This window comes from Methylobacterium sp. FW306-05-D (assembly GCF_058782155.1).
The window spans coordinates 20,759-32,978 of the sequence record NZ_JBYSXL010000052.1 but is presented as its reverse complement, the minus strand read 5'-3'; the positions used below and the strand labels follow the sequence as shown (position 1 = coordinate 32,978).

Annotated in this window: 13 protein-coding genes; 6 read left to right on the top strand and 7 right to left on the bottom strand. The window is 72.1% G+C overall.

The annotated features are described in order from the left end of the window. Both AC3WLN_RS16890 and AC3WLN_RS16885 read right to left on the bottom strand, forming a co-directional pair. Window positions 1-621 (bottom strand): TetR/AcrR family transcriptional regulator (locus AC3WLN_RS16890; RefSeq protein ID WP_492483148.1); only part of this gene is annotated, 621 nt, incomplete at its 3' end. 2 nt (window positions 622-623) lie between these two features. Further along, window positions 624-857 (bottom strand): hypothetical protein, encoded by a 234-nt coding sequence (locus AC3WLN_RS16885; RefSeq protein ID WP_492483146.1) that lies wholly within the window; start codon window positions 855-857, stop codon window positions 624-626. Window positions 858-1,164: 307 nt separating this feature from the next. Here AC3WLN_RS16885 and AC3WLN_RS16880 point away from each other — a divergent pair, with 307 nt between their 5' ends. The 5 genes from AC3WLN_RS16880 to AC3WLN_RS16860 all read left to right on the top strand — a co-directional run bounded on the left by AC3WLN_RS16880 (window position 1,165) and on the right by AC3WLN_RS16860 (window position 4,803). Further along, window positions 1,165-2,970 carry a glycoside hydrolase family 15 protein gene (locus AC3WLN_RS16880; protein WP_492483144.1) on the top strand — a complete coding sequence of 602 codons (1,806 nt, stop codon included), beginning with the start codon at window positions 1,165-1,167 and terminating at the stop codon, window positions 2,968-2,970. A gap of 87 nt (window positions 2,971-3,057) precedes the next feature. Then, a complete protein-coding gene (locus AC3WLN_RS16875) occupies window positions 3,058-3,264 on the top strand; it encodes a hypothetical protein (RefSeq protein ID WP_492483143.1) in 207 nt (68 codons plus the stop codon). A gap of 67 nt (window positions 3,265-3,331) precedes the next feature. Continuing rightward, complete coding sequence (locus AC3WLN_RS16870; protein WP_492483141.1) at window positions 3,332-4,210, top strand: SDR family oxidoreductase; 879 nt, start codon at window positions 3,332-3,334, stop codon at window positions 4,208-4,210. 70 nt (window positions 4,211-4,280) lie between these two features. Next, complete coding sequence (locus AC3WLN_RS16865; protein WP_492483139.1) at window positions 4,281-4,556, top strand: BrnT family toxin; 276 nt, start codon at window positions 4,281-4,283, stop codon at window positions 4,554-4,556. Beyond that, window positions 4,525-4,803 (top strand): helix-turn-helix domain-containing protein, encoded by a 279-nt coding sequence (locus tag AC3WLN_RS16860; RefSeq protein ID WP_492483137.1) that lies wholly within the window; start codon window positions 4,525-4,527, stop codon window positions 4,801-4,803. Before AC3WLN_RS16865 ends, AC3WLN_RS16860 begins: the two co-directional genes overlap by 32 nt. 25 nt (window positions 4,804-4,828) lie before the next feature. On the opposite strand, the gene AC3WLN_RS16855 is transcribed toward AC3WLN_RS16860, so the two are convergent. The 3 genes from AC3WLN_RS16855 to AC3WLN_RS16845 all read right to left on the bottom strand — a co-directional run bounded on the left by AC3WLN_RS16855 (window position 4,829) and on the right by AC3WLN_RS16845 (window position 8,374). Further along, window positions 4,829-6,379 (bottom strand): GMC family oxidoreductase, encoded by a 1,551-nt coding sequence (locus AC3WLN_RS16855; RefSeq protein WP_492483135.1) that lies wholly within the window; start codon window positions 6,377-6,379, stop codon window positions 4,829-4,831. After that, window positions 6,376-7,782 carry an alpha/beta hydrolase gene (locus tag AC3WLN_RS16850; protein ID WP_492483132.1) on the bottom strand — a complete coding sequence of 469 codons (1,407 nt, stop codon included), beginning with the start codon at window positions 7,780-7,782 and terminating at the stop codon, window positions 6,376-6,378. Before AC3WLN_RS16850 ends, AC3WLN_RS16855 begins: the two co-directional genes overlap by 4 nt. 103 nt (window positions 7,783-7,885) lie before the next feature. Next, a complete protein-coding gene (locus AC3WLN_RS16845; protein WP_492483130.1) occupies window positions 7,886-8,374 on the bottom strand; it encodes a MarR family winged helix-turn-helix transcriptional regulator in 489 nt (162 codons plus the stop codon). Between the two features lie 213 nt (window positions 8,375-8,587). Here AC3WLN_RS16845 and AC3WLN_RS16840 point away from each other — a divergent pair, with 213 nt between their 5' ends. After that, a complete protein-coding gene (locus AC3WLN_RS16840; protein ID WP_492483128.1) occupies window positions 8,588-9,685 on the top strand; it encodes a branched-chain amino acid aminotransferase in 1,098 nt (365 codons plus the stop codon). Between the two features lie 345 nt (window positions 9,686-10,030). On the opposite strand, the gene leuD is transcribed toward AC3WLN_RS16840, so the two are convergent. Together leuD and leuC are read right to left on the bottom strand one after the other, a co-directional pair. Beyond that, window positions 10,031-10,639, bottom strand: a complete 609-nt coding sequence (gene leuD, locus AC3WLN_RS16835) for a 3-isopropylmalate dehydratase small subunit (protein WP_492483126.1) — start codon at window positions 10,637-10,639, stop codon at window positions 10,031-10,033. Window positions 10,640-10,641: 2 nt separating this feature from the next. Further along, window positions 10,642-12,126: a 3-isopropylmalate dehydratase large subunit gene (leuC, locus tag AC3WLN_RS16830; RefSeq protein ID WP_492483125.1), complete on the bottom strand. Its 1,485-nt coding sequence runs from the start codon at window positions 12,124-12,126 to the stop codon at window positions 10,642-10,644. Window positions 12,127-12,220: the final 94 nt, after the last annotated feature.

The window sequence follows — 12,220 nt, the reverse complement described above, 5'->3', positions numbered from 1 at the left end:
GGGTTCCGGGGCGGGGAGGGGCGCGCGACCGGCGAGCCCGGCCTCGATCAGGGCCTGGAGCTGCGCCACGGCGAATCCCGTGTCGAAGTCGGGCAGGATGGCCCGGCTCAGGACGATGCCCTTCAGCTGGGGCGCCAGCAGGGCGTAGAGGGCGACCGGATCGCAGTCCGACGCGGTGGCGAGGTCGGCGAAGGTCTCCTCGAACCAGGCCCGGGCCTCCGCCTCGGTCTCCGCCGTCAGGGCCGCGATGGCCGGGTTGCGGGTGCCCTCGGACCAGATCTCCAGGCGCAGCACCGCCGCCTCCCGGGTCAGGGCGCCGAAATACTGCCCGAGCACGCCGAACAGGGCGCTGCGCCGGTCGCCCTCCTGCTGGAGGCGCGTCACCAGCTGGGCGCCGCTGATCCGCTCGCGCTCGACGAGGCCCAGCACCAGGGCCTCCTTGGAGCGGAAGTAGTGGTAGAAATTGCCCGCCGTCATGCCGGCCTCGCGGGCGAGGTCCTGCATCGTGGTGCGATGGAAGCCGTTGCGCACGAAGCAGGCGCAGGCGGCGTCGAGGATCTGTTCCCGCCGCGCGGCTTGGCTCGCGCGGGCATCGATGAGGGTGCCGACCGGCGAGGCCATGCTCAGGAGACCTTGCCGTCCGCCGCCGGCGCGACCACCCGGCAGGCGGCGACCGAGGCGTCGGCATCGGCGCAGAGGCGGGCCTGCCAGCCCACCGCGCCGTTGCCGGTCCAGGCGATCAGGGCGGCCCAGCCGAGCACCAGAACGGCCCCGAGCAGCAGGTGCTCCGGCGCCAGGAACGCCCGCCCCTTCCGCACCAGCGCCTGAAACGGGAAATCCTCGTGCGTCCGCTGCATGGCAACCTCCCACCGACCCCATCGTCGTATTGAATGTTCATTCATTGGTCAATGAGCGTTCATTCCGGGCGTGCGGAAGGGCACGGCGATGCGGCTTCCGGGACACGGACGCGCCGGGTCGGCAGCCCGCCGTGTCAACGTGAAGCAAGCCGCGCCCGGAACGGCGGAGCGTCGCGCGGGTTCGAGCAGACCCCGCGGAGGATCCCGGTCGGCCCGTTCGGACACGTGCGACGCGCATACACAGCTCGTGGCGCCACGCCCGGCCCCGGCCGGTGTCGTCCCTTCACCATCCGAGGTCGTCCGCACCGTGCTGAAGCCTTTTCCCCGCGCGGGCGGTGCCGTCGCCCGCATCGACGGATACCTGCCGATCGAGGGCTACGCGGCCATCGGCGAGGGCCGCTCGGTGGCGCTCTCGGGCGCGGACGGCTCCATCGACTGGTGGTGCTGCCCCAACCTCGACTCGCCGCCGCTGTTCGACCGCCTGCTCAGCCCGGAGGAAGGCGGCTACTTCGCGATCACGCCCGAGGACCCGTTCACGTCCGAGATCGGCTACCGCGACGGCAGCAACGTCCACGAGACCGTCTTCACCACGAAGACCGGGCGGGCGCGCCTCACCGAGAGCCTGAACAGCGGCCCGGCCGGGCGCCTGCCCTGGGCGGAACTCGCCCGTCGGATCGAAGGCCTGGAGGGGCAGGTGCGCTTCCGGGTCTCGCTGGTGTTCGGCACGCGGGGCGACACGGCCGCCCCCTACCTCTCGGGCAACAGCAACGGCACCGCCTTCCACGTCGCCGGCATGATGGGCCTGTTCCGCACCAGCGAGGGCATCCGGATCGAGACGGAGAACGACCACGCCATCTCGGGGTTCGTCGAGGTGCGGGCGGGCCAGCGCGAGGTCGTCGCCATCGTGGCGGCGGAGGACCAGCCCCTGGTGGTGGCGCCGATCGGCGAGATCGACGGGCGCATCGACGTCTCCTGCCAGGAATGGCGGGACTGGACCGAGCGCCTCGCCTATCGGGGCCGCTATGCCGAACAGGTCGAGCGCAGCGCCCTGGCGCTGAAGCTGCTGCTCTACTCGCCCACCGGCGCCATCGCGGCGGCGGCCACGAGCTCCCTGCCCGAGGGCATCGGCGGCTCCAAGAACTACGATTACCGCTACGCCTGGATCCGGGACGCCGGCTACGTCATCAAGGCCTTCCTGCGCCTGGGCGCCCAGGCCGAGGCCAACGCGGCCCTGTCCTGGCTGATGCGCCACATCGGCGAGCACGGCGCGCAGGTGCTCTACACCCTCGACGGCGGGCGCGTGCCCGGGGAGCGGGACATCGACCTGCCGGGCTATCGCGGCTCGCGCCCCGTGCGTACCGGCAACGCCGCCTCGGGCCAGCACCAGCACGGCATCTACGGCGACATCTTCGAGACCGCCGAGCGCTTCGTGGCCGACGGCAACATGCTCGACCTGCGCACCGGGGCGCTGCTCGCCCAGCTCGCCGACCAATGCGCCGAATCCTGGAAGCTCAAGGATGCGGGCATCTGGGAGTTGCCGGAGCCCAAGCACTACACCGGCTCCAAGATCAGCTGCTGGCAGGCGCTGGCCCGGGCGGTGGAACTCGCCGATGGCGGCCACCTGCCCGGCAGCTGCCGCGAGCGCTGGGCCCGCGCCCGCGACCGCGTCGCCGACTGGATCGACCGGAACTGCTGGTCGGAGGCGAAGCAATCCTACGTCATGCATCCCGGCACCGAGAAGCTCGACGCCTCCCTCGCGCTGGCCGTGCGCTTCCGGTTCGGCAACCCCGAGCGCCTCGCGGCCACCTGCCGGGCCATCGACCGGGAGCTGGGGCGCGGCCCCTACCATTACCGCTACACCGGCGCCGCGGTGGAGGAGGGCTGCTTCCTCGCCTGCACCTTCTGGCTGGTGGAGGCCCGGGCCCTGCTGGGGGAAAGGGCGGAGGCGCAGGCGGCCTTCGAGGCCGTGGTGGCCGCCCTCGACCGGAATTCCGGCACCTATTCGGAGATGGCCGACCCGGTCAGCGGCGCCTATCTGGGCAACCTGCCGCAGGGTCTGACCCATCTCGCCCTGATCCAGGCCGCCGCGACCCTGTCGGGCCTCGATCTCTGACGGGCCGCCGCACCCGGCGGGAGCTTTGGTCGCAGATCCGACCCCCGTCCTGCCGCGTTGCCCGGGACCACGACAGGAGACGCCAGCATGGCCAAGACCGCGGACAAGACCGACACGGACGTGACCACCTACATCCTCAAGCAGGCCCTGGCCGCCCGCGTCGACGATCACGTGGAGATCGCGGTCGAAGCCGAGGACGGCACCCGGTTCAAGATCCGGGCGACCGCCGACCAGCTCGACGCCCTCACGGGCGACCTCGAGACCATTCTCGAAGCCGACGACGCAGCCGCCTGACCCTCTCCGGGGCCCGCCGCGCGGCGGGCTCCTCCCTCGGAAGACAGCCCCCGAAAGCGCCCCGCCGATGACCATCGATCCCCGCGACGCCGGCCCGCGGCCGCCCTTTCCCGGCGACCAGCAGCAGGAGCGGCCGGGCCTGACCTCGCGGATGCGCCCGGCCCCCGACCACGGCGAGACGAGCTACGTCGGCAAGGGCCTTCTCACCGACCGCGTCGCCCTGGTCACCGGCGGCGATTCCGGCATCGGCCGGGCGGTGGCCATCGCGTATGCCCGCGAGGGCGCCGACGTGGCGATCTCGTACCTGCCGGTGGAGCAGTCCGACGCCGAGGACACCGCCGCATGGGTGCGCAAGGCGGGCCGGCGCGTCCTGCTCCTGCCCGGCGACCTGCGCGACCCGGCCCATTGCCGCGACCTCGTCGCCCGCACCGTTGCCGAACTCGGCGGCCTCGACATCCTCGTCAACAACGCCGCCGCGCAGGTGGTGAACGAGGACCTCGACGACGTCACGCCGGAGGATCTCGAGGGCTCGTTCCGCGCCAACGTCTTCGCGATGCTCTACCTCGCCCGGGCGGCCGTGCCGCACATGAAGCCGGGCGCGGCGATCGTGAACTCCACCAGCCAGCAGGCCAAGGTCGCCGACAAGACCATGCTGGTCTACGCCACCACCAAGGGCGCCATCGCGAGCCTGACCATCGGCCTGTCCAACCTGCTGGCGCCGAAGGGCATCCGGGTGAACTGCGTCGCCCCGGGCCCGGTCTGGACCCCGATCCAGCCCATCGTGAAGAGCCCCGAGCAGATCGAATCCCTCGGCTCCGACACGCTGCTGGGCCGCGCCGGCCAGCCGGCCGAACTCGCCCCCGCCTACGTGCTCCTCGCCTCGCGGGAGGGCAGCTACATGACCGGGGCCCTGGTGCCGGTCACGGGCGGCACGCCGATGTATTGAGGGGACGCGTGAATGGATCGCGGGAGGGCAGCTTTACAAGCCGTACGGAAATTCCGTACGCTCACGGGCGATGACGCGGGACCGGTTTGACCCTGCCAAGGACGCGGCCAACCGCGAGAAGCATCGCGTTTCACTGACCCTGGGCGATCGGATCTTTGAGGACAACGACCATGTGATCGTTCCCTCCATCCGTGAGATCGATGGAGAGGAACGCTTCAAGGTGATCGGAATCGTCGGCGAGAAACTCTTCACGGGCGTCTTCGTCCGTCGGAACGGTCAGGCCCGCTTCATATCGGTGAGAAGGAGCAACACGGGTGAAGAACGAGCCTATCGCGCTTCCTGCTGACCTGACCGACGACGAGGATTTCGGCGCGACGGCCGAGGCTTTGGACCGGGGTCAGCGTGCACGCCTGATCCGCAGGACGCGGACCAGCCTCGGTCTGTCGCAGGCCGAGTTCGCCAGCCGCTTCCGGGTTCCGGTCGGCACCCTGCGTGACTGGGAGCAGGCACGCGCGACCGCGCCGGATTTCGCGATCGCCTATGTCCGTGTGATCGGCCGCTATCCCGACATCGTGGCCCAGGCGGTAGCCTGAGCCACTACCAGATTCGAGCTTGCCCCTAGCGCCCCGCCTTCAGGAACGCCTCGGCGCTGCGCAGGCTCAGCGCCATGATCGTCAGGGCCGGGTTGGCGGCCAGCGAGCTCGGGAAGGTCGAGCCGTCGCAGATCCAGAGGTTGGGAACCTCGAAGCTGCGGCCGACGGGGTCGACCACCGCCGTGTCGCCGTCGCGGCCCATGCGGCAGGTGCCGATGGTGTGGGCGACGCGCTCCAGGGTCCAGAGGTCCGTGGCCCCGGCCGCCTCCCAGACCCGGTTGAGGAACCGGGTCGCGTGGGCGTTGAGGCGCTCCTCGTTCCGGCTGTAGCCGAAGCTGATTTCGGCCTTGCGCATGCCCAGCGCGTCGACCTCGTCGGAGAGCGTCAGCACGTTGGCGTCGCAGGGCAGGGTCTCGCCGTTGATGCCGATGCCGGCCATGTGGTTGTAGCGGGCGAGCTGGTCGGCGAGCGCCCGGCCCCAGAGCTTGCGGCCCCGCGCCAGGGAATTGGCGAAGGTGAGCGGCACCACGCCGAGGCTCTGGACGAGGTAGCCGCCGGCGAAGTCCGCGTCGGCCGGGCGGATCATGTCCTCGGTGATGAGCGAGGAGGGATAGCCCTTGTTCATCCGCATCTCGGGCTCGAAGGTGCCCCAGACCTGGGTGGCGACGTGGCCCATGTAGTTGCGCCCGACCTGGCCGCTGCCGTTGGCGAGGTCGAGATGCAGGAGGAGGCGCGCGGATTCCACCGAGCCGGCGCAGAGGAAGACGGTGCGGCAGGGCTGGCGCTGGTCGATCCCGCCCTGGCGGTAGATCACCGCCGTCACCCGGCCGTCCTTCGCGCGCTCGATGCCGTGGACCCGGGCCTCGGCCCGGATCTCAGCGCCGTGATGAACCGCGAGCGGCAGGTAGGTCACGTCCATGCTGGTCTTGGCGCCGGTGCGGCAGCCCTGGTGGCAGTAGCCGCAATTGATGCAGCCGGGCCGGGTCGGGCCATGCTCCTGCGCGAAGGCGCGCGAGACCACCGCCGCCGGCGCATCGGCGTAGCGCACGCCGAGCGCCGCGCAGGCGCTCGCCATGGCCTGGGCCGGGGCGTTGCGGGCGACGGGACGCAAGGGGTAGGCGCGGGTCTCGTCCCAGGGATAGTCCGCCGGGCCGGAGACGCCGATGAAGGCCTCGACGCGCTCGTAGAACGGCACCAGTTCGGCATGGTCCAGGGGCCAGTCAACGCCCTCGCCGGTCTCGCTGTGGAGGCGCAGGTCGCGGGCATCGGCCCGGGGCGTGAAAGCGCCCCAGTGAAGGGTCGAGCCGCCGACCCCGGTGCCGCTGTTGTTGCCGCCGAAGGCCTCGGGCGTCGCGCCGCCGCTGATGCGCTCCTCGGTCCAGTAGATCTCGTCGGCCAGGGTCTCGTCGAAGGCGAAGCCCTTCGGGTCGAAGTTCGGCCCGGCCTCCAGGGCGACGCAGGAGAGGCCGGCCTGGGCGAGGCGCGCCAGCAGGGGCGCGCCGCCGGCGCCGGTCCCGATCACCACCGCGTCGACGGTCTCGGAGGTAGCAAAGCGACGCATCGCATCGAGGTTCATCGGGCGGTCTCCAGGGGGGCGTTCGGCTCCCAGGCCTCGCGCTGGCCGATGCCGACCTCATGGAAGCCGGGCAGGGGGTCGGTGTCGCCGCCGGCGCCGATGCCGCTGAAGGTCATGCGGGCCAGGGCGACGGGATGGGCGAGATAGGTGCGGACCACGTCCGCGCGCAGGTCCTCGAACCAGAAGCCCATCTGCTCCGCGTCGAGGTCGCCGGAGACCGCGCCGTCCTCGAGGCTCCCGAGGATCGCATCCTGCACCTCGGCGTCCAGGGCGACGAAGGGCCTGTCGTGCGCGGCGCGGGCGGCGGCGTCCAGGGTCTTGAGGGCGCGCCGGTAGGCCTCCGGGTCGGGGGGAAGCCGGGCGAAGCGCCAGCCGTCCCCCGCCCCGCTCGCCAGCCGGGCGTCGATGCGGGCGGCGAAGTCGATGGTCCCCGCGCCGTCCTGCGGCAGCACCCGGGCGCAGGCCGCCCGCAGGATGGCGAGGCCGACGGGGTCGAGGGCCCGGGGCTGGTAGGCCGGATCGTCGGGCTCGGCGCGTTGCAGCAGGGCCTCGCGCAGGCGGGCGTTCACGCGGTCAGACCGGATCAGGGCCGCGTAGGCATCCGGGATCGCCGGCGCCTCGGCTCCGGTCGAGACCGCTCCGGACGCGAGGCTGCGCACCGCCTCGGCCACCGCCTCGGGGCGCTCCAGGGGTATGAGGTGTCCGGTCTCCGTCAGGGACACCAGGCGGTGATGGGCGAGGTGCGGCGCGGTCAGCGCGGCCTGGGCCGCAGGGCCGAGATCGGCGTCCTCGGCCCCCGCCAGGATGATCGCGGGGCTGCGCAGCACGCCGATGTAGGCGCTCCAGTCCTCGCGGCTGCCGGCGCTGAGCCAGAGCTTCCAGGCGGCGGGGCTGGCGCGCAGGACATCCGCCACCGTCCGTGCCATCCGGTCCGGATCGAGGGGCGCGGCGACGTTCGCCGTGACGAAGGCCTCGGCCTCCCGCTGCCGGGTCTCAGGGTCGGCGTCGATCCAGGCGATCATGGCGGCGCGCCTGTCCTCCGCCATCGGCTCGGGGGAGGGCGGCGAGCCCGCCATGAGCACGAGGCCCGCGAGGCCTTCGAGGCCGGGCGCACCGTCCTCCGCCTGCCGCGCGACCGCGAGCGCGACCTTGGCGCCCATGCTGTTGCCGGCCAGCATCCAGCGGCCCGGCGCGTCGGCCCGGATCCGGGCGGCCACGCCGGCGGCCATCGCGGCGACGTCCAGGCCGGGACCGGCGCCGTCCGCGCCGAAGCCCGGCAGGTCGAGGGCGACGCAGGATACTGCGCCCGCGAGGTGTTGCGCGACCGTCTCGAAAGTCCCGGCACTGCCGCCGAGGTAATGAAGGCAATATAAGACCAGATGGTCGGAGGGTTTGATTGGCATAGGCCCGAAAGAGCGCGCGCCGTCGTCCGTTCAAGTCATTCGGGACGCGGCGTTCGGCAGCAGCCCGGGCGTGGAACGAATGCCCGCGTCGGCCGAGGGCCCCTCAGCGGGGCGCGGAGGCCTGCAGGGCGGCGAAGACGCGCAGGCTCGCCTCGAGGTCGGCGGTGCCGACCTCCCTGAAGACCTCGGCCCGCAATCGGGCGAGGTCGGCCTCCATCCGGGCGACCACGGCCGTGCCGGCGGAGGTCAGGCTGAGCACCTTGGCCCGGCGGTCGGTGGGGTCCTCGCGGCGAATCGCGAGGCCGGCCTCGCAGAGCTGGTCGAGGAGGCGCACCAGCGACGGGCCCTCGATGCCGACGGCCTCGGCCAGGGCGTTCTGACGCGGGGCGCCGTCGAGGCGGGCGATCATGATCAGCGGGACCGCGGTGGCGTCCGAGAGGCTGTGCGCCTCCATCACGGCATTGGCGGCGCGGCGCCAGTGCCGGCCCGTCAGCAGCAGCGTCTGGGTATAGGCGAGGCGGAGCTGGTCCAGGCTGCGGGCGGGCGGCCCATCGACCGGCGCCGGACCTGCAGGCGGTTTTCGGGGCGACACGCACGAGGCTCCTGTAGGCAGCGACCGGCGGAGGCTCCGGTTCTCTTTTCGTTTGCGTATTATTAGGATGCAAGCCGTTTGATCGCAAGCGGACATCGTCGTATCAGGGCCCCAGCCCACGTCTCGTCGCCCGGATGCGCCCGGCGGCCCGCGCCGTGGCTGGCGCCGCACCGGCCCTTGATTGATCCGACGAGACGTAAGTAAGGACTGACGATGAGCGCCCCCGACGACCTCTCCTTCACCACGCAGCCGCACGCCTCGCCCGTCTCGCCGGAGCGCCGGGCCGAGCTCCTCGTCGATCCCGGCTTCGGTCGGGTGTTCACCGACCACATGGTGACGATCCGCTACGTCGAGGGGCGCGGCTGGCACGATGCCCGCGTCGAGGCGCGCGCGCCGATCTCCCTCGATCCGGCGGCGGCCGTGCTGCACTACGCCCAGGAGATCTTCGAGGGGCTGAAGGCCTACCGCACCGCCGACGGCGGCGCCGCCCTGTTCCGGCCGGAGGCCAACGCCCTGCGCTTCCGGCGCTCGGCCGAGCGCCTGGCGATGCCGCCGCTGCCCGACGCCGTCTTCGTCGAATCGGTCAAGCAGCTCGTCAGCGCGGACCGCGACTGGATCCCGTCGAGCGAGGGCGGCAGCCTGTACCTGCGTCCCTTCATGATCGCCAGCGAGGTCTTCCTCGGGGTCAAGCCGTCCTCGGAATACCTCTACCTCGTCATCGCCTCGGCGGTGGGCGCCTACTTCAAGGGCGGTTCCGAGACCGTGACGGTGTGGGTCTCGCAGGACCAGACCCGCGCGGCCCCCGGCGGCACCGGGGCGGCCAAGTGCGGCGGCAACTACGCCGCCAGCCTGCGCGCGCAGGCGGCGGCCGTGGAGCACGGCTGCGCCCAGGTGGTGTTCCTCGACGCGATCGAGCGCCGCTGGGTCGAGGAACTCGGCGGCATGAACATCTTCTTCGTCTTCGACGACGGCTCGATGGTCACCCCGCCGCTCAGCGACACCATCCTGTCGGGCATCACCCGCGACTCGATCCTGACCCTGGCGCGGGCGGACGGCCTCACGGTCGCCGAGCGGCCCTATTCCATCGACGACTGGAAGGCGGACGCCGCCAGCGGACGCCTGCGCGAGGTCTTCGCCTGCGGCACCGCCGCCGTGATCACCCCGGTCGGGACCGTGCGCAGCGCGGACGGGGAATTCTCGGTCTCGGACAACGTCGCCGGCCCGGTGACGAAGCGCCTGCGCTCGGCCCTCGTGGACATCCAGCGCGGCAACGCCCCCGATCCCCACGGCTGGGTCACGCGGGTGTACTGAGCCGCCGGCGCTGGTTCGGGCACAGCGGCACGCACGTAAATCGTCGGATCGACAATCCGTGGTTCAGGCGGGGGTCCCCTATCCGTCCCGGCAGGGTGATCGCATATCGCCCCACCACGTCATTCCGGGGCGCCGCAGGCGAGCCCGGAATCCAGATTCGCCGACAGCGTCAAACCTTGCTCGACCTGCGTGTCTGGATCCTGGGTTCCGCTGCGCGGCCCCAGGATGACGGGGTGCCGACACGAGCCATGACGAGCAGCAAACCGCCGTCCGCGTTCGCCCGGCCTTCCTGGACCGGGAGCAGGGGGGCATCTCAGGCACTTGCGTCGCGATGACGAGTCAGGCTCAGGCGAGCCAGGGCTGGGCCGCGAGGTGCCGGGCCTGGAACGCCCGGATCGCGTCCGCGTGGTCGAGGGTGGCGCCGATGGCGTCGAGGCCGCGGACGAGGTGATCCTTGCGCCGGGCCGGGATGTCGAAGCGCTGCACCGCGCCGTCGGCGGTGGTGATGGTCTGGGCCGGCAGGTCGATCGTCATGTGGTTGGCCTCCGGGTCTGCGGCCCGGGCCGCGAGCTCGGCGACGGGGCCGGGCGCCAGTTCGATCAGCAGCAGGCCGTTATTGGCGGCGTTGTCGGCGAAGATGCCGGCGAAGCTGGTGCCGACGACCGCCCGGAGGCCGCCCTGGAGCAGGCCCCAGACCGCGTGCTCGCGCGACGAGCCGCAGCCGAAATTCGGACCGACCACGAGGATGCGCGCGCCCTGCCATTCGGGCCGGTTCAGCACGAAATCCGGGCGCGGCTCGCCGGGGCCGGCGAAGCGCAGGTCGTGGAAGGTGGCCTCGCCCAGGCCCGCGCGATCGATCCCCTTCAGGAACTGCTTGGGCATGATGACGTCGGTGTCGATGTTGGCGCCGGGCAGGCCGGCCGCCGGGCCCGCGACGACGGTGAAGGGCTGCATGCTCAGGTCTCCGGTGCGAAGCGATGTTCTTGCGCGCGTCGGTGTTCTTGCGCGCGTCCGTTGTCTTGCGCCAAGCGGCGGCTGTCGGTGAGGTGGCCCGCGATGGCCGCGGCCGCCACCATGGCGGGGCTCATCAGGTGCGTGCGCCCGCCCGCGCCCTGGCGGCCCTCGAAGTTGCGGTTCGTGCTGGAGGCGCAGCGCTCGCCCGGCGCCAGCACGTCGTCGTTCATGGCCAGGCACATCGAGCAGCCCGACTGGCGCCACTCGAAGCCGGCATCGCGAAAGATCCCGTCGAGGCCCTCGGCCTCCGCCGCCCGGCGCACGCTGGAGGAGCCGGGCACCACCATGGCCTGGACCCCGGGCGCGACCCGCCGGCCCCGCACCAGGGCGGCGGCCTCGCGCAGGTCGTAGAGCCGGGCATTGGTGCAGGAGCCGATGAAGGCGCGCTGGATCGGAATGGCCGCGAGGGGCGTGCCCGGCGCGAGATCCATGTAGGCGAGCGCCCGGACCATATCCCGGCGCCGGGCCGGATCGGGCTCGGCCGCCGGATCGGGCACGCGGCCGTTGACCGGGCCCGCCTGGTCGGGGCTGGTGCCCCAGGTCACCATCGGCTCGATTCCGGCGGCGTCGAGGGCGACCTCGCGGTCGAACACAGCCGCGTCGTCGCTGCGCAGGGTCAGCCAGTGGGCGCTGGCCGCGTCCCAGAGATCGCCCTTCGGCGCGCGGGGCTTGTCGGCGAGGTAGTCGAGCACGGTCCGGTCGGGGGCCATGACGACGCCCCGCGCCCCGCACTCGACGGCCATGTTGCAGATCGTCATGCGGCCCTCGACGGACAGGGCCTCGACGGCGGGGCCGGCGAACTCGACGGCGTAGCCCGTCGCCCCGTCGGCGCCGATCCGGCGGATCAGGGCCATGACCACGTCCTTGGCGGTGACGCCCGGCGCCAGGATTCCCGAGACCGTGACCCGCAGGGTCTTCATCCGGCGGTACACCAGGGTCTGGGTGGCGAGGTAGTGCTCGATGTCCGAGGTGCCGATGCCGAAGCCGAGCGCCCCCAGCGCCCCGTAGGTGGTGGTGTGGCTGTCGCCCGCCGCCACGATCATGCCGGGCTGGACGAAGCCCTGCTCGGGGGCGACCACGTGCTCGATGCCCTGGAGCGGGTGCAGCACGTCGAGGAGCTCGATCCCGAAATCCCGGCAGTTCGCGTCGAAATACGCCACCTGCCTTGCCCCGCCGGGATCGGGCATGGCGGCGACGCGCTCCGCCGCCGTGGGATTGACGTGGTCGACCACCGCCAGGGCGGCCTCCGGCCGCCAGACCCGGCGCCCGGCGGCGCGCAGGCCGCTGAAGGCCTGCGGGCTGGTATACTCGTTGAGCACCGTGCGGTCGATGTAGAGGAGGACGCTGGCCCCGGGGCCTTCGGCGTCGTCGAGGCGGCGCACGGTATGGGCGTCCACCAGCTTGTCGTAGAGGGTACGGGCCTGCATCGATCGGCTCTCGGGCTCCGGCGGAACTTGCACTGAGGCGGGACTGAACCCGATCCGGACCCGCGAGGCCAATGCCGATGCGGCATCGGCCGAT

What these genes read in the sequence shown, in the direction of transcription:
- AC3WLN_RS16885 (WP_492483146.1), bottom strand. Translation starts at nt 857, where the DNA reads ATGCAGCGGACGCACGAGGATTTCCCGTTTCAGGCGCTGGTGCGGAAG.
- leuD (WP_492483126.1), bottom strand. Translation starts at nt 10,639, where the DNA reads ATGCAGCCCTTCACCGTCGTCGCGGGCCCGGCGGCCGGCCTGCCCGGC.
- AC3WLN_RS16855 (WP_492483135.1), bottom strand. Translation starts at nt 6,379, where the DNA reads ATGAACCTCGATGCGATGCGTCGCTTTGCTACCTCCGAGACCGTCGAC.
- AC3WLN_RS16840 (WP_492483128.1), top strand. Translation starts at nt 8,588, where the DNA reads ATGAGCGCCCCCGACGACCTCTCCTTCACCACGCAGCCGCACGCCTCG.
- AC3WLN_RS16850 (WP_492483132.1), bottom strand. Translation starts at nt 7,782, where the DNA reads ATGCCAATCAAACCCTCCGACCATCTGGTCTTATATTGCCTTCATTAC.
- AC3WLN_RS16865 (WP_492483139.1), top strand. Translation starts at nt 4,281, where the DNA reads ATGACGCGGGACCGGTTTGACCCTGCCAAGGACGCGGCCAACCGCGAG.
- leuC (WP_492483125.1), bottom strand. Translation starts at nt 12,126, where the DNA reads ATGCAGGCCCGTACCCTCTACGACAAGCTGGTGGACGCCCATACCGTG.
- AC3WLN_RS16870 (WP_492483141.1), top strand. Translation starts at nt 3,332, where the DNA reads ATGACCATCGATCCCCGCGACGCCGGCCCGCGGCCGCCCTTTCCCGGC.
- AC3WLN_RS16875 (WP_492483143.1), top strand. Translation starts at nt 3,058, where the DNA reads ATGGCCAAGACCGCGGACAAGACCGACACGGACGTGACCACCTACATC.